General features: G+C 69.4%; 16 protein-coding genes. 2 read left to right on the top strand and 14 right to left on the bottom strand.

Translation table 11 applies throughout. From position 1 onward, the window contains the following. Positions 1 to 41: 41 nt before the first annotated feature. The 3 genes from OXS49_RS10750 to OXS49_RS10740 all read right to left on the bottom strand — a co-directional run bounded on the left by OXS49_RS10750 (position 42) and on the right by OXS49_RS10740 (position 2,526). On the bottom strand, positions 42 to 389 hold the full coding sequence (locus OXS49_RS10750) for a diacylglycerol kinase (protein WP_243916940.1): 348 nt from the start codon (positions 387 to 389) through the stop codon (positions 42 to 44). Beyond that, the gene (locus OXS49_RS10745) at positions 386 to 1,444 is read right to left on the bottom strand and encodes an AbrB family transcriptional regulator (RefSeq protein ID WP_244000801.1); all 1,059 of its coding nucleotides are present in this window, start codon (positions 1,442 to 1,444) and stop codon (positions 386 to 388) included. The genes OXS49_RS10750 and OXS49_RS10745 overlap by 4 nt, the downstream gene beginning before the upstream one ends. 146 nt (positions 1,445 to 1,590) lie before the next feature. Continuing rightward, the gene (locus OXS49_RS10740) at positions 1,591 to 2,526 is read right to left on the bottom strand and encodes a LysR substrate-binding domain-containing protein (protein ID WP_244000803.1); all 936 of its coding nucleotides are present in this window, start codon (positions 2,524 to 2,526) and stop codon (positions 1,591 to 1,593) included. Positions 2,527 to 2,661: 135 nt separating this feature from the next. Between OXS49_RS10740 and OXS49_RS10735 the strand changes: the two genes are divergently transcribed. Then, positions 2,662 to 4,251 (top strand): catalase, encoded by a 1,590-nt coding sequence (locus OXS49_RS10735; protein ID WP_267424035.1) that lies wholly within the window; start codon positions 2,662 to 2,664, stop codon positions 4,249 to 4,251. A 129-nt stretch (positions 4,252 to 4,380) separates the two neighbouring features. Here OXS49_RS10735 and OXS49_RS10730 read toward each other — a convergent pair whose 3' ends face one another. Then, positions 4,381 to 4,884 carry a BA14K family protein gene (locus OXS49_RS10730; RefSeq protein WP_267424033.1) on the bottom strand — a complete coding sequence of 168 codons (504 nt, stop codon included), beginning with the start codon at positions 4,882 to 4,884 and terminating at the stop codon, positions 4,381 to 4,383. A gap of 355 nt (positions 4,885 to 5,239) precedes the next feature. On the opposite strand from OXS49_RS10730, the gene OXS49_RS10725 reads away from it, so the two are divergent. Then, positions 5,240 to 5,725: a cupin domain-containing protein gene (locus OXS49_RS10725; protein ID WP_267424031.1), complete on the top strand. Its 486-nt coding sequence runs from the start codon at positions 5,240 to 5,242 to the stop codon at positions 5,723 to 5,725. Here the strand turns inward: OXS49_RS10725 and OXS49_RS10720 are convergent. From OXS49_RS10720 to tsaB, 10 genes are all read right to left on the bottom strand, one after another. After that, positions 5,695 to 6,939: an MFS transporter gene (locus tag OXS49_RS10720; RefSeq protein WP_267424029.1), complete on the bottom strand. Its 1,245-nt coding sequence runs from the start codon at positions 6,937 to 6,939 to the stop codon at positions 5,695 to 5,697. The genes OXS49_RS10725 and OXS49_RS10720 overlap by 31 nt on opposite strands. Beyond that, on the bottom strand, positions 6,936 to 8,600 hold the full coding sequence (gene lnt, locus OXS49_RS10715; RefSeq protein ID WP_267424027.1) for an apolipoprotein N-acyltransferase: 1,665 nt from the start codon (positions 8,598 to 8,600) through the stop codon (positions 6,936 to 6,938). The genes OXS49_RS10720 and lnt overlap by 4 nt, the downstream gene beginning before the upstream one ends. A gap of 19 nt (positions 8,601 to 8,619) precedes the next feature. After that, positions 8,620 to 9,750 carry a hemolysin family protein gene (locus OXS49_RS10710; RefSeq protein ID WP_244000815.1) on the bottom strand — a complete coding sequence of 377 codons (1,131 nt, stop codon included), beginning with the start codon at positions 9,748 to 9,750 and terminating at the stop codon, positions 8,620 to 8,622. A gap of 36 nt (positions 9,751 to 9,786) precedes the next feature. Further along, the gene (gene ybeY / locus OXS49_RS10705; RefSeq protein ID WP_244000839.1) at positions 9,787 to 10,266 is read right to left on the bottom strand and encodes an rRNA maturation RNase YbeY; all 480 of its coding nucleotides are present in this window, start codon (positions 10,264 to 10,266) and stop codon (positions 9,787 to 9,789) included. A gap of 2 nt (positions 10,267 to 10,268) precedes the next feature. Then, the gene (locus OXS49_RS10700; RefSeq protein ID WP_267424092.1) at positions 10,269 to 11,285 is read right to left on the bottom strand and encodes a PhoH family protein; all 1,017 of its coding nucleotides are present in this window, start codon (positions 11,283 to 11,285) and stop codon (positions 10,269 to 10,271) included. Positions 11,286 to 11,397: 112 nt separating this feature from the next. Then, on the bottom strand, positions 11,398 to 12,735 hold the full coding sequence (gene miaB / locus OXS49_RS10695; protein WP_267424024.1) for a tRNA (N6-isopentenyl adenosine(37)-C2)-methylthiotransferase MiaB: 1,338 nt from the start codon (positions 12,733 to 12,735) through the stop codon (positions 11,398 to 11,400). Between the two features lie 166 nt (positions 12,736 to 12,901). Continuing rightward, on the bottom strand, positions 12,902 to 14,638 hold the full coding sequence (locus OXS49_RS10690) for an L-lactate permease (protein ID WP_267424022.1): 1,737 nt from the start codon (positions 14,636 to 14,638) through the stop codon (positions 12,902 to 12,904). 134 nt (positions 14,639 to 14,772) lie between these two features. Continuing rightward, the gene (locus tag OXS49_RS10685; RefSeq protein WP_267424020.1) at positions 14,773 to 15,639 is read right to left on the bottom strand and encodes a lysophospholipid acyltransferase family protein; all 867 of its coding nucleotides are present in this window, start codon (positions 15,637 to 15,639) and stop codon (positions 14,773 to 14,775) included. Positions 15,640 to 15,643: 4 nt separating this feature from the next. Next, on the bottom strand, positions 15,644 to 16,159 hold the full coding sequence (locus OXS49_RS10680; protein ID WP_244000822.1) for a GNAT family N-acetyltransferase: 516 nt from the start codon (positions 16,157 to 16,159) through the stop codon (positions 15,644 to 15,646). Beyond that, positions 16,156 to 16,836: a tRNA (adenosine(37)-N6)-threonylcarbamoyltransferase complex dimerization subunit type 1 TsaB gene (gene tsaB, locus OXS49_RS10675; RefSeq protein WP_244000824.1), complete on the bottom strand. Its 681-nt coding sequence runs from the start codon at positions 16,834 to 16,836 to the stop codon at positions 16,156 to 16,158. Before tsaB ends, OXS49_RS10680 begins: the two co-directional genes overlap by 4 nt. Between the last annotated feature and the right edge of the window lie 815 nt (positions 16,837 to 17,651).

Genomic DNA, 17,651 nt, shown 5'->3' with positions numbered 1-17,651 from the left:
CCTCACGGCCAGAGAAGCGAGCGCCGGACAAGCAGGGCAGGTCAGCCCAACCGCTCGACCAGTGCGGCCACCCACACCAACAGCGCCGCCACCTGCGCCATGAACGTCCCGGCCGAGGCGAGATCCTTCACCCGGCCGATCATCGGATGGTGGCTCGGATGGACGTGGTCGCAGAGCTTCTCGACGGCGGTATTCAGGAACTCGGCGGCCAGCATCAGCAGCAGGCTCACCATCAGCGCGACACGCACCCACAGGGTCGCGCCGAGCAGCAGCGCGACCGGCACGCCGACCGCCAGCAGAACCAGTTCCTGCCGGACCGCCCGCTCGGTGCGCGCGCCATGGCGCAGGCCGCGCCAGGAGTTGAGAAAGGCCAGGACCAGAGCGTTCATCGAGCCGCGCCCTCCGGCACGGACCGGCTGATCCACTTGGCGAGCAGCGGGCCGGTCAGCAGAACCACGAACAACCGCAGGGTCTGGACCGCCAGCACGAAGGAGACGTCGGCCTTCGAGCCGACCGCGATGATCGCGACCGAGTCGAGCCCCCCCGGGCTGGTGGCGAGCACGGCGGTCAGCAGGTCGATCGGCAGCAGCAGGGTCAGCCCCCAGCCCCAGGCACCGCAGAGCGCGATCACCGAGAAGGTCGCCACCAGAATCCCCGGCAGCGCCGTGACGGTGCGGCGCAGGGTCTCGCGGGTGAAGCGCAGTCCGACATAGATGCCGATGCAGGCATAGGCGAGTTCGAGGATCGGCACCGGGAGGGCCATCCGGACGACGCCGGTGGCGTGGAGGAGGCTCCCCAGCACCATCGGGCCGATCTGAGCGCCGGCCGGCACCCGCAGGGCGAGGGCCGCCCCCGCGCCGATCACCGCCACCGCGAGGGTCGCCAGCAGGGAGAGCGGCTCGACCGCCTCGGCACCACCCGATGCACCGGCGGCAGCCGGGTTCTCCATGAGGAACCGGGCCGCCAGCGAGGCCGAGAACACCACGGCGGCCACGCGGACATACTGCATGAAAGCCACGAGCCGCGGATCCGCGCCGAAATCCTCGGCCATCGCCACCATGGCGGAGGCGCCGCCCGGTGAGGAGCCCCAGGCCGCGGTGGTACCGGGCAACACCCGCAGGCGCGTCAGGACCAAGCCGACGACGCCGCTGACCGCCACCGTCACGAACACGACGGCGACGATGAGCGGGCCATCCTCCAGCAGGGTCTGGGCGATCTGCCCGGTGACGGCGTGAGCCACGAGGCAGCCGATCATCGCCTGAGCGGCGTTGAAGGCGGGCCGCGGCACGTGGAGCCGCGACCCGCCGACACCGAAGCCGATCGCACCGATCATCGGCCCGAGCAGCAAAGCCGCCGGGAAATGCGCGTGCGTCAAGCCGTACGAGATGGCCGCGGACACGGCGACGAGGGCGGCCCAGAGGCCGATGGAGCGAAGGGAGGGCAAGGCGATCGGTGGGGCGGGGCCCGGACGGACGGTCGGGCTTCCTCCGCGCGCTACACGGCAATATTGGCCCTGTCACGGCAAAGATTCGGCATCGCGGCCCCGCGCGGATGTCAGGGCTTACGCCTCCAAGGTTTCGCGCACGCCGCTCAGATCCGTGGAGTCCCGTCGCGGCAGGCCGCCGTACCGGGCGGCGCGTGGGCCCGGAAGAAGGCCGCCAAGCTCGACAGGCCGGGCGCACGGGGATCGCTGGTACGCCAGACGAGGGCGATGGTCCGGCCCGGACCGTCGAGGTCGAACGCCCGCGTGACGATCAGCCCGCTCGGGTCGGGTCCGGCCGGCACCGCTAATGCGGGGAGCAGGGTGTATCCGGCTCCGGCCGCCACCATGGAGCGCAGGGTCTCCAGGCTCGTGGCGTGGCGGCCGATCGAGGAGCCGGCGCCACAGGCCGCGATCGCCTGATCGCGCAGGCAGTTGCCCTCGTCGAGGAGCAGCAGGTCCGGGCCCGCGATCTCGGTCGCCGACAGGGCGCCGCCGCGGGCGAGGGCGTGCTCGGCCGGGCAGGCCAGCCAGAAGGGCTCGATGAATAGGGGCGACGCGGTCAAGCCGTGCTGGGGCACCGGCAGCGAGACCAGGGCCGCGTCGATCCGCCCGTCACGCAGGCCCTCGATGATGTCGGCGGTGCGGGATTCCTGCAGGGAGAGCGTCAGCAGCGGATATTCCTCGCGCAGCGGCCGCAGCACCAGCGGAAAGAGGTAGGGACCGAGGGTCTGAATCGCGGCGAGGATCAGGCGCCCGGTAAGCGGCGAGCCGCGTCCCTCGCTGGCGAAGGCAAGCAGGCGCTGTGCCTCGACCAGGACGACGCGCGCCTGCCGCACGATCACCTGGCCTGCTTCAGTCAGCAGGATCCGGCGCTTCGAGCGCTCGAACAAAACCACCCCGAGGGCGGTTTCCAATTTGCGGATCTGCACGCTCAGCGTCGGCTGGCTGATGTTACAGCGCTCCGCCGCCCGGCTGAAATGGCCCTCATCGGCGACGGCGATGACGTATTCCAAATCGCGCAGGGACAGGCCCGACAAGTTCATAGACCCCCTCTATCACGACGTTTGTGACGATGCATTTGCCTCGGGGTCACGGCAGGGTCATAACCAATCACGAGAACGGTTCCAGGTTGTCCCCGGTGTCAGCCACGAGCCTTCGCAAACGGAGAGACGGTACGTATGACCGATCAACGCCCGATCCTGACCACCCGCCAGGGCCATCCGGTCCGCGACAACCAGAGCACCCGCACGGTCGGTGAGCGCGGGCCGGCGACGCTTGAGAACTACCAGTTCATCGAGAAGATCACCCATTTCGATCGCGAGCGGATCCCGGAGCGCGTCGTTCACGCCCGCGGCGCCGGCGCCCACGGCTACTTCGAGGCCTACGGCAAGATCGGCAACGAGCCCGCTTCCAAGTACACCCGTGCCCGCGTCCTGAACGAGACTGGTGTGAAGACGCCGATGTTCGTGCGCTTCTCGACCGTCGCCGGCGCGAAGGAGAGCCCCGAGACCGAGCGTGACCCGCGCGGCTTCGCGGTGAAGTTCAAGACCGTCGACGGCAACTGGGACCTCGTCGGCAACAACCTCAAGGTTTTCTTCATCCGCGACGCGATCAAGTTCCCCGACATGATCCACGCGTTCAAGCCGGACCCGGTGACGAACCGTCAGGAGGCGTGGCGCTTCTTCGATTTCGTGGCCCAGCACCCCGAAGCGATCCACATGGTGACACACCTGAAGTCGCCCTGGGGCATCCCGGCCAATTACCGCGAGATGGAAGGCTCGGGCGTCAACACCTACAAGCTGGTCAACGACCAGGGCGAGGCGGTGCTCTGCAAGTTCCACTGGATCCCGAAGCAGGGCGTCCGCAACCTGACCTCGGCCCAGGCCGCCGAGATCCAGGGCAAGGATGTCGGGCATGCCACCCGCGACCTCTACGACAACATCAAGGCCGGCAATTTCCCCGAGTGGGAGTTTGCGGTGCAGATCATGCCGGACGGCCCGAACGATCACCTGTCTTTCGACCCGCTGGACGACACGAAGCTGTGGCCGGTGGACCAGTTCCCGCTGCTGCCCTGCGGCCGGATGGTGCTCGACCGGGTGCCGGACAACTTCTTCGCTGAGGTCGAGCAGTCGGCCTTCGGCACTGGCGTGCTGGTCGACGGCATCGACTTCTCGGACGACAAGATGCTTCAGGGCCGGACGCTGTCCTACTCGGACACGCAGCGTTACCGGGTTGGCGCCAACTACCTGCAGTTGCCGATCAACGCGCCCCAGCCCGGCGTGAAGGTCTATTCGAACCAGCGGGACGGCCAGATGACCTATTCGGTCGACGGCACGGGGCCGAACAAGCACATCAACTACGAGCCCTCGACGCTGGCCGAAGGCCTGCAGGAAGCCCCGAAGCCGGCCCGGGACTACCACCAGCCGGTCCAGGGCAATCTCGGCCGCTACCAGACCTCGCGGACCGAGGACGACTACACACAGGCAGGCGTGCGCTACCGCTCGTTCGAAAACTGGGAGCGCGACGACCTCATCGCCAACTTGGTCGGCGACATGAAGCAGTGCCCGGAGCCGATCCAGTTGCGGATGGTCTGGCACTTCTGGCACGCCGACGAGGATTACGGCCGTCGCGTCGCCGAGGGTGCGGGCATCGACCTGGAGAAGGCCAAGGCCCTGCCGCCGCTGCCGGGCCGCGCCGCGCCGGGCAAGCGCCTGCAATCAGAGACCTACACGGACGGCTCGCAGGCCCACCGGGTCGCTGCGGAGTAAGGTCTCGTAAAACCGACGGCCGGGAGGCCCCGCGAGCACCAGCTCGCGGGGCCTTTTCGTTGATTCGAGGCTGAGGCCCTTACGCGGCGAAAGTTGGCGGTGCCGGCCCCCCCCCGCCACGATGGCTCCTCACGGGCAGGGGCGCCGCACGTAGCCCTTGCCGATATAGGTCTGCGTGCTTGGATCGTAGGTCTTGAACCGCCGCGCGCAGACCGCGATGGTAGTTGGATCGCCCGTCACCACCTCCGTCTCGACCGGCATCACGTAGACCGGCGGTGTGTACACGTAATCGTCGTCATACCAGGGGTCGCTGTAACTCTCGAATAACCCACCGAGGCCCAAGCCGAGCCCGAGTCCACCCAGCCCGTAGCCGTAGCCCGAGTAGCCGCGATGCCAGTGCCGATGGGCATAGGGAGGCCGGCCTACGAATCCGGGCCGGGCAAAGCCGCCGCCGGGAGCGAAGCCCGGCCGAACCGGTCCCAGCGGGCGACCCCAGCCGCCGACCTGCGGCCCGACCGGGCCAGCATGGAAACCGCCGCCGAACCCACGCGCCTCGGCCCCCGTCGACGTCAGCCCCAAGGTGAACAGCGCCGCGAAAAGCAGCCGGCATCCTATCCTATCGATTCGTTCCATGCTCATCACCCGACGCGGAAGGCGGCCACCACGGCGAGCCCATGCCGCAATACTCCGAGTAACCGTGCTTGTTGATTGGGGGCAGTCAAGGACGTTCGGGATGCAGGTCGAGAGGTCAGACCTCAGCAGTCATGCAACTGCAGAATGCCGGCCCTCTAGGAAGCATGAGTGCGTTTAATTTCACTTTTGCATCTGTCAATCTGAAGGCGGCATCGCGTCTACAGATTATCTGAGGCCGACAGCCTTCGGGGGTTCATTGCCGCTGCCGATATTTCAACTCGGCAAGCCCCGTGTCGAACTTCTCCGAGTATTGCGACCCTATGGCCCGTACCGCATGATGCGGAGGCAGGCCAGCATGAGTCTGGAGCGCTGGGAGGACGCCATGGCAACGATCGTCCGGAACGATGCGAAGCCCGACGCGGTGATCGGTGGGATGCGGGTCACTTATCTCGCGCGCGGCGATGCGACCGCCGACGCGATTGGCATCTACCGAATCACGATGGATCCGCGCACGCCCGGAGCCGGGCTGCACCGGCACGCCCGGCTCACCGAAAAGTTTGCGGTGGAAGCCGGCGCCCTCATCCTACACCTTGACGGGACCGACATCGATCTCGGGCCCGGCGACTTCGCGCTGGTCCGACCGGGTACGCCGCACGCCTTCGCCAACCGCGGCGACGAGCCGGTCCGCTTCACCCTGAGCTTCGCGCCGGCGCTCGCCCGCGAGGGCTTCTTCGAGGGCTTGGCGGATCTCGCCGCCGCGGGGCGCTTGTCGGAGGCCGAGGCGATGGAAGACCTGATGCTGCGCTACGATCAGGAGCCGCTGGCCGGGTTCGACGGCTGAAGCGCACTCAGCGACTGAGCCACCGGGCCAGGGAACTCCGGCTCCACCGCGCTGACCTTGCGGTCACGGCCCGCCGCGAGGCCGATCAGGATCGCGGCGGTGGCGATCCCTGCGAACAGGATGCCCGGGATGCCCCACCCCCCGGTCGCCTCGTGGGCGAGCCCGAAGGCCAGCGGTCCGAGGCAAGCCCCCGCGTAGCCGATGCCCTGCGCCATGGCTGACAGGCCGGCGGCACTCGCCGCATCTGCCGCGCGGAGCACGATCAGGGTGAGTCCCAGGCCGAAGCAGCCGCCGATCCCGAAGCCCAGCGCGCAGGCGGCCGGGATGCGCAGAGCGTCAGGTCCGAAGGCGAGAACGAGGAAGGCGCCGGCGGTCAGGCCCGGGATCGCGACGATCCAGGCCCGCTGATCGCGGGCACGGGCGGCCAGCATGGCGATAAGCAACGCGCCGGGCGCCTGGACCAGCGTCGTTAGCGAGGCGAACAAGCCGGCATCCAGCGGCGACAGACCGCGCCCCTGCAGCAGCAGCGGCAGCCAGCCGAACAGGATGTAGGCCAGCGAGGATTGCAGGCCCATGAAGCCCGTCACCCACCACGCGAGGGGGTTGCGGAGTAGACGCCCGGCCGAGGGCGCCGCACGTGCGCTCGGCCGGCGGGCAAACGGGATCCAGACCAAGCCGGCAACCAGCGCCGGCAAGGCCCAGATCGCCAGGGCGGACGGCCATCCGCCCCCGAGGGCGTGCTCGACCGGGATCGCCGCACCCGCGCCGGCCGCGGCGCCGAGGCAGAGGGTCATGGTGTAGAGGCCGGTCATGAGGCCACTGCTGCCGGCGAAGTCGCGCTTGACCAGAGCGGGCAGCAGGACGTTGTCGAGGCCGATGCCGATGGCGGCGAGCGCCGTTCCGGTAAACAGCGGCACGAGGCCGCCGAGGCCGCGCAGCGTCAGCCCAGCCGTCAGGATGGTGGTGCCAGCAAGCACCGCGAGATCGGCCCCGATCCGCCGGATCAGCGGCGCCGCCAGCGCGCAGGCGATGCCGAGGCACAGGACCGGGAGGGTGGTGAGGATCGCGGCACCGCCCGCGCCGAGGCCGGTTTCGTCCCGAATGGTCGCCAACAGGGGCCCGACTGTGCTGAGCGCCGGCCGCAGGTTGAACGCGACCAGCATCAGCGCGAGCACGAGCAGAATCCGGCGCCCTCCGGCGGATCCCGCACTCATATCCGTCGCCCGGCCGTCACCGCCCCGACGAGGCAGGCGGCCAGCATCAGCGCGAAGGCCGCGTCGCCGAACCGGCCGTACAGGGTGCCGCCCACGATCCGCGCGGGCAGATCGGCGTCGAGCCACGTCTCCTGATCGAGCGGCGTTTCGGCGATGATGCGGCCGTGCGGGTCGATCACCGCGGAGATCCCGGTATTGGCGTCGCGGACCAGGGGCAGCCCCTCCTCGACGGCGCGCAGGCGCGCCTGGGCAAGATGCTGGCGCGGGCCCGGCGTGTCGCCGAACCATGCATCGTTGGTGACGTTGAGAATCAGCCCCGGGGGATGGGCGGCAGGCGCGGTGTGGCCCGCGGGCAGGATCGCGCCCGGAAAGATCGCCTCGTAGCAGATCGTCGCCGCCACCGGCGGCAGTCCGGGCACCGCCAGGATCCGCTGCGCGGCAAGCGCACCGGCCGAGAAGCCGCCGGGAACCGCCACGAACTGGCGCAGGCCCAGCGCCCGCAGCGCGGCGTCGAGGGGGCCGGGCAGGTACTCGCCGAACGGGACAAGGTGGACCTTGTCGTAGCTGTCGGAGATCACGCCATCCGGCCCGATCACCAGGATCGCGTTGAAGTAGCGCAGGCGCTCGCCCGGCAGCGGTTCCTCGGCCCGGGCCGCGCCGGTGACGAGGTGCTGCCCAGGCTTGAGACCGGCCGCCACTTTGGCCAAAGCCTCGGGATCGCGCTGGATCAGGAACGGGAAGGCGGATTCCGGCCAGACGATATGGGTCGGCTCAGGCTCGCCCGCTGCCACCGGACGCTGGCTTAATTCGATGTAGCGGTCGACGATGTCGGCGCGATTCTCCGGCCTGAACTTGGCGTCCTGCGGCAGGTTCGGTTGGACGAGGCGCAGGCGGACACCCGCAGCCACCGGATCCGCCGACCCCAGGCGCTCGGCTCCGAACAGGGCCATACCGGCAAACAGCAAGGCGGCGGCCACGCTCGGAGCGAACCGGCTGCGCGGCTGCGAGCCGGTGGCGAGCGTCGCGGGGGCGGCGCAGATCAGGATGGCCAGCACGGTGAGGCCATAGAGGCCGATCTCGGCGGCCCACTGCATCAGCCAAAGGTTCTGGGCGAGCGCCATGCCGAGGGTGTTCCACGGGAAGCCCGTGAACAGGTGGCCGCGCAGCCATTCCGCGCCGCCGATTCCGAAGGCGAGGGCGGCGATCCGCCCCGACCCCCGGCACCATAGAAGGCCTGCGGCGCCAAAACCCGCGCCGTAGAACAGGCCGAGCCCGAAGGGCAGGCCGACGACGCCGAGCGGCAGCGCCCAGAGAAACTCGTCGGCCTCCACCAGAAAGGCTTGGCCCAGCCACCACAGGCCGGCGGTGAGATAACCGAAGCCCCAGGCCCAGCCGATCAGGAAGCATGGCCAAAGGCGGCGCGGGGCAGGGCGGTCCGCAGCGGCCCCGTCCAGGAGCCAGACCATGACGGTCAGGGAGAGGATCAGGGCGGGCAGAGCCCCGAAGGGGGGCATTGCCAGCGCACCCAGCGCACCCACGAGCCACGCCAGCCCGAGGCGACGCCAGCCGGTCAGACCCATGATGGCCCGCACGAAACCCGGTATCCAGTCATGCGTCGGCGCGCCCGGCGCTGCGGAAGCCCGGGCGTACCCCGCCGTCATGCGCGTCACGCCGGGACCGTCACGGGCGAGGCGTCTCGGCTGACGCTGGATTGGAGGGCGGGGGCAGGGCGAGCGGCACGACGGCACCGATCCGCGCCGCGCCCTTGTGGAAGCGCAGCCTCTTCAGGCGGCGTGGATCCGCATCGAGCACCTCGAATTCGAGATTGCCGGGTCCGGCGATCAGTTCGCCGCGGGAGGGGACGCGTCCGGCCAGCGTCACGATCATCCCGCCGAGCGTGTCGATCTCCTCGGCCATCTCACCAACTGCGGCGGCCAGATCGACGCCGGTCGCCTCCGAGACTTCGGCCAGCGGTGTGCGCGCGTCGGCCACGAAGACATCGCCTTCGCCATCGACCCTCTGAACGTAACTGGCCTCGGCGACGTCGTGCTCGTCCTCGATGTCGCCGACCACCACCTCGATCAGGTCCTCGATGGAGATCAGCCCGTCGGTGCCGCCATATTCGTCGATCACCAGCGCCATGTGGGTGCGCGTGGCCTGCATCCGCACCAGCAGATCGATCGCCGGCATCGAGGGCGGCACGAACAGGACCGGCCGCTGGATACGCGTCGCCGCCAGGGTCGTGGTCAGGTCGACCTTGCCGAGGTCGAGGCTGCGCGGAAGCCGTGGCGCCGGACGGCGGACGCGCGGCGCTGCCGCCGCATCGACCGCGCCGTCGATCCCCGGCTCCGCAGGCTTGACAGCCGGGACGCTGCGCCGGGTCGGCTCGGCCTTGGCGGCGATGTGATCCACGAGATCGCGGATGTGGACCATGCCGCGGGGGTCGTCGAGGGTCTCACCGTAGACAGGCAGTCGGGAATGGCCGGCAGTGCGGAACAGCTTGAGCAGGTCGCCGAGGCTTGTCTCGTTGGAGACGGCGACGATGTCGGCCCGGGGGACCATCACGTCGTCGACCCGCACCTTGTGCAGGCCCAGCACATTCTTGAGCATCACGCGCTCAAGCGGGGACAATCCGCTCTCGCCGGCATCCGGCTCAGCCAGCGCCTCCTCAAGACCTTCGCGCAGGGAATCGCGCGGTTTGAGGTGAAGCGCCTGGAGCAGGCGGTCGTACCAGGGCTCCCGATTCGGGGATTCTCCCTCGGTGGAACTGGGCGCGGCCAGGGCCGCGCCGCGACTTCGATCGTTGCTCATGTCTCTCGGGTCTGGGGACGTTCGGGCGTGGCGCACTCAGGCATAGGGATCCGGGATACCGAGGGTCGCGAGGGCCGCGACTTCGAGGGATTCCATGGCCTCGGCCTCGGCCTCGCCGATCTCATGGTCCTGACCGAGACAATGCAGGGTGCCATGGACGAGGAGGTGAGCAAGGTGATTCTGGAGCGGCGTCGACTGCTCCGCACTCTCGCGCACCAGGGTCTCGTACGCAAGGACCACATCGCCGAGCGGCGTCGCGACCTGCGCATGCCGTGGCTGCGGGGCGGCCGGGAAGGACAGGACGTTGGTCGGCTTGTCTTTCCCGCGCCACGTCTTGTTGAGCTCTTGAATCGCAGCGTCGTCCGTCAGCAGGACGCTGACCTCGACGGCGCCATCCGGCTTATCAGGGGCGATCGCAAGCCCGGCCTCCACGGCGCGGGTGACGAGCGCTTGGAGGTCGGGAATCGCGGTTTCCCAGCGTTCGTCCTCGACGGCCAGGTCAATCTCGTGCGGCATGCTCACGCTAGCGGTCGGCGCCGGAAATTCGGGTTGCGATCGGCCTCGTCCGTCCCGTGGGCAGCGCTTTCGTAGGCGGTGACGATCCGGCGGACGAGGTCGTGGCGGACCACGTCCACGTCCTTGAACCGCACGCGACCGATCCCCTCGACGCCCTCCAGCACCCGGACCGCCTCCACGAGGCCCGACTTCTGGCCCGGCGGCAGGTCGATCTGGCTCGGATCGCCCGTGATGATCATGCGCGAGCCATCGCCCAGGCGGGTGAGGAACATCTTCATCTGCATGGAGGTCGTGTTTTGTGCCTCGTCGAGCAGCACCACGGCGTTGGTGAGCGTCCGCCCGCGCATGAAGGCGAGCGGCGCGATCTCGATCTGCCCGGTCTGCAGGCCGCGATCGACATGGCGCGCCTCCATGAAGTCGTAGAGGGCGTCGTAGATCGGGCGCAGATACGGATCGACCTTCTCACGCATGTCGCCGGGCAGGAAGCCCAGGCGTTCGCCGGCCTCGACGGCGGGACGCGAAAGGATCAGCTTCTCGGCATGGCCTTGCTCCAGCAGCGAGACCGCGTGACCGACGGCGAGCCAGGTCTTGCCGGTCCCGGCCGGCCCTTCGGCGAAGACCAGCTCGTTGGTGCGCAGGAGCTTGATGTATTCGTCCTGCGCCGGGTTGCGCGCCCGTACGGCCCCACGCTTTCGGGTGGCGATCTGCTCGAAATGCGGCTTGTCGGCCTCGGCGGCGATCGTCTCGGCCGGGAACAGCGTCGCCTGCGCGGTGGCCTCGCGGATCGCGCCATCGACATCGCCAAGCGTCAGCGTGCTGCCACCGGTCCGCACCCGGGCGTAGAGCTTCTGGAACACCCGCCGGGCCTTCTCGGCGGCGTCGGGCGAGCCCTTGATGACGAGGTGGTTGCCGAGCGCCGTCGCGGTGACGTCGAGCCGACGCTCGATATGGGCGACGTTCTGGTCGTATTGGCCGAAGACGAGGCTCGCGAGGCGGTTGTCGTCGAAGGTCAGCGGCACCTCGACCGGCTCGTCCGATCCGGGCGGCCGCGCCGCCGGGCCGCGCCCCTTGAGCGCGCCGCGCGCGCCCGCCCCGTCCGATGCGCTCAAGCCGTCATCCTCGTCATGTGCCTCATGCCGCCACAGCTTCCGAGACGAGCTGTCCGAACAGGCTGTTGGTGCCGGCTTCAATGATGCGCACCGGAACCACGGAACCGATATGGTGCGGGGCCGCGTCGAACTGCACGGCGAGCAGGTGCGGCGTCTTGCCCGCGACCTGCCCCGGATGCCGGCCCGGCTTCTCGACCAGCACGTCGAAGACTTGGCCGGCAGCCGCGCGCTGATAGGCGTAGCGCCGGCTGTCGAGGAGCGCCTGCAGCTCCACGAGCCGCGCCGCCATCACGGGTTCGGGCACCTGATCGGTGCGGTCGGCGGCCGGCGTCCCCGGGCGCGTGCTGTATTTGAACGAGAAGGCGCTCTCGAAGCCGATATCGCGCACGAGCCGCAGGGTCTCGGCGAAATCCGCGTCGGTCTCGCCCGGGAAGCCGACGATGAAGTCGGAGGAGAGGGCGATGTCCGGACGCGCAACGCGGATCCGGTCGATAAGGCGCCGGTACGCGTCGCCGGTGTGCTTGCGATTCATCGCCGCAAGAATCCGGTCCGAGCCTGACTGCACTGGCAGGTGCAGGTAGGGCATCAGGGCCGGTACCTCGGCATGAGCCCGGATCAGCGCGTCGTCGAAATCGTTCGGGTGGCTCGTCGTGTAGCGGATCCGCGCGAGGCCGGGGATCTTTGCGACGGCCCGCACCAGTTCAGCGAGGCCGACCGGCGTACCGTCGGAGCCCGCGCCGTGATAGGCGTTGACGTTCTGGCCGATCAGCGTGATCTCTCGAACGCCGCCCTCGGCGAGCTTTTCCGCCTCAGCCAGCACCGCCGCAACCGGGCGCGAGACTTCGGCGCCGCGGGTGTAGGGCACCACGCAGAAGGCGCAGAACTTGTCGCAGCCCTCCTGAACAGTGAGGAAGGCCGAGGCCCCGAGCGTACGCCGCTGGGGCAGGTGGTTGAACTTGTCCTCGACCGGGAATTCCGTGTCGACCACGCGCCGCTCGCGGGAGCGAGCCAACAGGTCGGGCAGCCGGTGGTAGCTCTGGGGGCCGACGACAACATCGACCGCAGGCTGGCGCGCCTGGATCTCGGCACCTTCGGCCTGGGCGACGCAGCCCGCCACGACGATGCGCGTATCGAGCCCTTTCGCGGTCCGCTCGTTCTTCAGGACGCGCAGGCGGCCAAGCTCGGAATAGACCTTCTCGGCGGCCCTCTCGCGGATGTGGCAGGTGTTGAGGACGACCACATCGGCCTCCTCGACCGAATCCGTCGCCGTGTAGCCCTCGGCACCCAGGACGTCGGCCATGCGGGCCGCGTCGTAGGCGTTCATCTGGCACCCGTAGGATTTGACGTAGGCCTTCTTCAACACGCGCCGTCCCGAACCAATCCGCCCGAACACTGCTGCCTGCCCCGCGGGCCGGGCGCCCAACCCTTAACACGGATCCGGCGGCCCGTCGCGGCGTCCCTGAAACGCGACCGGCCGCCCGAAGGCGGCCGGTGCTGGCGTGCGGCGGGTGTGTCCGCCGCCGGTGTCAGTGCGTGACCGGCGCGGCGGTCGGCACGTCGATCACCATCTGCTGGAAGAACGGCACGTAAGCCTGGAGCATGACGAACAGGCCGACCAGGCAGGCCAACGCGATCGAGTGCCAGAACACGAAGCGCAGGATCTTGCCTTCCTGGCCGAAATAGCCGGTGGCCGTGGAGGCGACAACGATCGACTGGGCGTCGACCATCTTGCCCATCACGCCGCCCGACGAATTCGCCGCCGCCATCAGCACGCCCGGCAGACCGAGCTGCTCTGAGGTGATCCGCTGCAGGCCGCCGAACAGCACGTTCGAGGCCGTGTCCGACCCCGTGAGCGCCACGCCCAGCCAGCCCAGCAGCGTCCCGAAGAACGGGTACAGGATGCCGGTGCCGGCAAACGCGAGGCCGAGCGTGGCATCGACGCCCGCGTAGCGGGTGAGGACGCCAAGCGCGAGCATCGCCGCGATGGTGATCAGCGAGAAGCGCAGGGCCCAGATCGTCTCGACATAGGCCGTGACCAGCCGCAGCGGCGAGAAGCGCATGATCAGGCCCGAGATGAGCGCGGCGATCAGCACGCCGGTACCGGTGTACGACATGTAGGTGAACAGGAAGACCGCGCCCTCGGGGACCGGCTTGGCCACCACCGGCGGCACCTTCATGATCACGTTGTGCAGGCCCGGCACCTCGTACTTCCAGGTAAAGAGCGGGTTGACGATACCCTTGAACCAGCCCGTGCCCCAGATCGCGACGATGATCGAGAGCACGATCCACGGCACCCAGGCCATCAGGATCTCACCCTGCGAGGCGGTGCGGGCGCCGGTATGGACCGGGGGCGTGCCCGGCACGCCGGCGCCGAGCGCCACTGGACGGGGGCCCGCGACGGCCAGCGACGGATCGTGGCCGCGCAGGGCCGGGGAGGTCCAGATCTCGCGCGGCTGCCAGACCTTCAGGAACAGCACCAGCGCCAGCATGGAGGCCAGCGAGGCGCCGATATCGACGATCCACGGGTTCACATAGTTGGAGATCAGGAACTGCGCGACCGCAAAGGTCGCGCCGCAGACCAGGATCGGCGGCCAGACCCGGATCATGCCGCGGAAGCCCGCGAACACCCAGATCAGCCAGAACGGCACGAGCAACGAGAACAGTGGCAATTGCCGGCCGATCATCGCGCCGAGGATCTCGGGCGGGTAGCCGGTCACCGAGGCGAGACCCTGGATCGGCGCGCCGAGGGCGCCGAAGGCGACGGGGGCCGTGTTGGCGATCAGCGACAGGCCGGAGGCGGCCAGCGGCGAGAAACCCAGCCCGATCAGGATCGCGCCGGTCACCGCCACCGGGGTGCCGAAGCCGCCCGCGCCCTCGAAGAATGCGCCGAACGCGAAGGCCACCAGAAGCAGTTGCAGGCGTCGGTCGGCCGTGATGCCGGCGACCGATTGCTGCAGGATCGCGAACCAGCCCTTCTCCACCGTGAGACGGTAGAGGAAGATGACGTTGAGGATAATCCAGCCGATCGGGAAGAAGCCCGTGACCATCCCAAGGATGGCGGCGCGGGTGGCGAGTTCCGTCGGCATGCCGAAGCCGACGATGGCCACCAGCATGGCGAGGCCTAGCGCGATCACGGCCGCGATGTGGGCTTTCACGCGCCCACTGGCGATCATGGCGAGCAGTGCGATGACCGGCACTGAGGCGGCGAGCGTCGAGAGCCAAGCGCTCCCGAACGGATCGTAAACCTGATTCCAGGTTTGCACCGGGCGACCTCCACTAATCCCGCCTGATGCGGGTTGCGGCCTAGCTAGCAGAGAGGTTCGGCCCGCTCAATGCACTGCATCATGTATTACAGCGACCATTTCTACGGATCATCTTGGGTGACTTGCCCGCGCGGTCAGACCGCTGCGACTTCCGGGTCGTGAAGGTCGAGGCCTGGGCGGGCCGGGCTCGCGCTGACCTCAGGCGCGCGGCAACCGCCGGTGCCGATGCCCCGGAGCGCGGCGCGGACCTCGGCCTCCGCGGCTGCGGTGGCGACCTTCCGGTCCGTCGTCGCCTCGAAGGCGATCGGAGCGCCCCAGGCGACATGCACGTCGAGCGGGCCGCCCTGCACGAAGGCAGCAAGGTGCGGGGCCAGTTCCATATCCCCGTACCATGCGATCTCGGCCCGCTCGGCGCGGGTCACCGGCAGTCCGTTGCGCCGGGGATAGGCAATCGCCAGCGGTTGCAGGCGCACGCGGCTGCGGCCCACCTCGGCTTGCAGCGCCGCCCGGGCGGCGCCGACCAGCGAGGAGCGGAACGGCAGCAGCCGGGTGCCGTCGCCGGTCGTGCCCTCCGCGAACAGTACGACCAGCTCGCCCTCGGCCAAGCGATGCCCCATCGCAACGCTCACCGTGGCGGTCGCCCCCCGGCGCTGCCGGTCGATGTAAATCGTCCGCTGAAGCCCGGCGAGGACGCCGATCACCGGCCAGCCGGCGATCTCGGACTTCGCCACGAAGGAGAGCGGCCGCAGCGACCCGATGGCGATGATGTCGAGCCAGGAGACGTGGTTGGCGAGCACCAGGGCGGCCTCGCCGGGGGCGGGCGGCGTGCCGCTCTGCGTCACCCGCACCCCGAACAGGCGCAGGACGACCCGGTGGAACAGGATCGGCGCCAGGGCGGAGCGACGGCCGAGCAGGCGCAGCGCCACCCAGTGCGGCGGCGCCAGCACCACGAAGGCGAGGGCCAGGGCCGCCACGCGGCAGGCGAGGCCGAAGCGGCTCACGGCGTCAGAGGTCGGCGCTCATCGTCAGCGCGGTCGCCCGGCTGCCGTCGGCCTTGAGGTAGTAGCCCGTGCGCGCACCGACCTGCCGGAAGCCGTTGCGGGCGTAGAGGCGCAGGGCCGGCGCGTTGCCCTCGTCGACCTCCAGATGGACCCGGGCGATACCGGTCAGCGCGAGGCTCGACAGGTGCTCGCGCAGCAGCGTGCGGCTGTGGCCGCCGCCCCGCAGAGCCGGCGACAGCACCACGGTCAGGATCTCGGCCTCGTCGACGGCGCGGCGCGAGAGCACGAAGCCGTGGAGCGTGCCGGCGCGCCACAGGGCATGCGCCTGCGTCGAGCGCTCGCAGAGCATCCGCTCGAATTCATGGGTTTCCCAGGGCCGCGCGAACGCGGTGGCGTGCAGCCGGGCCAGCGCCGGGGCTTGCGACGCGTCGGTGAGCGGCGCCACGTAGGGCTCGGGGCTCAGCGCGTCCCACCACGCGGACCACCAGTCGAAGGGCCAGAAGAGAATGGGCCGCGTCATTGCCGGGCGATCCGCGCGTGGTCCTGAGGCCGCGCGTCGGGCCCGCGCAGGTAGAGCGGCCGGGGCAGGGCCTGTTCGGGATCGGCCAGCAAGCCGAGGGCCGCCACGGACGCGATGTCCGGCCCTGTTACGCGGCTGACGCGGGCCTCGACCCCACGCTCCGCCAGTGCGGCCGCGAGCGCCGGCGAACCCGAGCCGGCGAGCCGCACGGGACCCGCCCCGACCAGGCGGTCGGCGACGTCCGCGACGGACAGGTGGGCCGGAACGATGCCGTCGCCCCCCGGGTTGAGGGCCTGGACGTAGAGCGCGCCGTGCCGGGCATCGATCGCCGCAGCGATCGAGCCCTCGATCGTCTCGGCCAGCAGATGGGCCAGCAGGGCCGACAGGGTGCCGACCCCGACCACGGGCTTGCCCGTGGCGAGGCCGATCGCCCGGGCGGCCGAGAGGCCGACGCGCAGCCCCGTGTAGCTGCCCGGACCCACCGTGACGGCGACTCGGTCGATGGCCTCGAAGCCGCCGTCCACGCGGGCCATGACACGCTCGATCAGCGGCAGAAGCGACTCGGCATGCCCCCGCGCCATCGGGAGCGATTCGGTCGAGATCGGCGTGTCGTCGCCCTCCGCCATGACGCAGGCGGCGCAGGTCTCCAGCGCTGTGTCGATGGCCAGGATACGCACGCCCACTCCCACCTGCCGGGCTTCACCGGCCCTCGGCTCCCTGCGCCCCGGAAGGACGCGAAGAGTCGGAATCGATAGAGCAAAATCACGGTCCCGTCAGCGTCGAGCCGGCCGCGCGTCCCCTATCGGCGACGGAGTGTTGCCGGCTTGCGCCGCTTTGCCCCCGGAGCGCCAGCGAGCGATTCTCAGGCGCCAGCCGGTGGATCTCAGGCGGCCCGGATGGTGTCGAAGCGGCGGCGGATCTCGGCATTCGATCGGTCGAACCGGCGCGATATTCAATCCACCACCGCCCAAACAATCTCGATGATCATTCACGATGGGCCTCTCGATCGAGAGCGTATTATTGAGTGCTGTCAGGTCACAGCCCGTCGCGACCCGTCGCTCGAGCTTCGATCCGGGGTTTCCAAAGGGCTGAAGCCCTTTGGTGGGTCGCCAGGGCGAAGTCCTGGCGCGGGCGACGCCCGACAGCAGCGGTCTGCCCTGAACCCGCAAAAGGTCGAAGACCTTTCGAAACCATCGTGTCCGATCAGTGCCAAAAAGATCCCGCGAGAGCAGTCAATTCCACGCTCTAGTAAAAATATCGGTCATATTAAATGCACGATGACATTTCATCTTCTAAAAACGGCAGATCTGCTCGCCGTCCGAGATTTGACCAAGCTCTGCTGCATGGCCCGGAGTAGTAAGCCTCGGACGCGAACGCGCGTGGCGCCGGACATGCGTCATCGTCCCCACCCGCCATTGGCGCCGGGGGCATGGCCCAAGAAAGACAACACGAGGGACGCGGGACGCCGCGGGAACCCAGGTGTCGGCCAAAA

This window comes from Methylobacterium sp. GC_Met_2 (assembly GCF_026540795.1).
GTDB lineage: Bacteria > Pseudomonadota > Alphaproteobacteria > Rhizobiales > Beijerinckiaceae > Methylobacterium.
This window is presented reverse-complemented; position numbering and strand designations above follow the sequence as displayed.

Bases quoted from the DNA above. Each gene is read 5' to 3' on its own strand.
- OXS49_RS10750 (WP_243916940.1), bottom strand. From the start codon at position 389: ATGAACGCTCTGGTCCTGGCCTTTCTCAACTCCTGGCGCGGCCTGCGC.
- OXS49_RS10740 (WP_244000803.1), bottom strand. From the start codon at position 2,526: ATGAACTTGTCGGGCCTGTCCCTGCGCGATTTGGAATACGTCATCGCC.
- OXS49_RS10735 (WP_267424035.1), top strand. From the start codon at position 2,662: ATGACCGATCAACGCCCGATCCTGACCACCCGCCAGGGCCATCCGGTC.
- OXS49_RS10730 (WP_267424033.1), bottom strand. From the start codon at position 4,884: ATGGAACGAATCGATAGGATAGGATGCCGGCTGCTTTTCGCGGCGCTG.
- OXS49_RS10725 (WP_267424031.1), top strand. From the start codon at position 5,240: ATGAGTCTGGAGCGCTGGGAGGACGCCATGGCAACGATCGTCCGGAAC.
- OXS49_RS10720 (WP_267424029.1), bottom strand. From the start codon at position 6,939: ATGAGTGCGGGATCCGCCGGAGGGCGCCGGATTCTGCTCGTGCTCGCG.
- lnt (WP_267424027.1), bottom strand. From the start codon at position 8,600: ATGACGGCGGGGTACGCCCGGGCTTCCGCAGCGCCGGGCGCGCCGACG.
- OXS49_RS10710 (WP_244000815.1), bottom strand. From the start codon at position 9,750: ATGAGCAACGATCGAAGTCGCGGCGCGGCCCTGGCCGCGCCCAGTTCC.
- ybeY (WP_244000839.1), bottom strand. From the start codon at position 10,266: ATGCCGCACGAGATTGACCTGGCCGTCGAGGACGAACGCTGGGAAACC.
- OXS49_RS10680 (WP_244000822.1), bottom strand. From the start codon at position 16,159: ATGACGCGGCCCATTCTCTTCTGGCCCTTCGACTGGTGGTCCGCGTGG.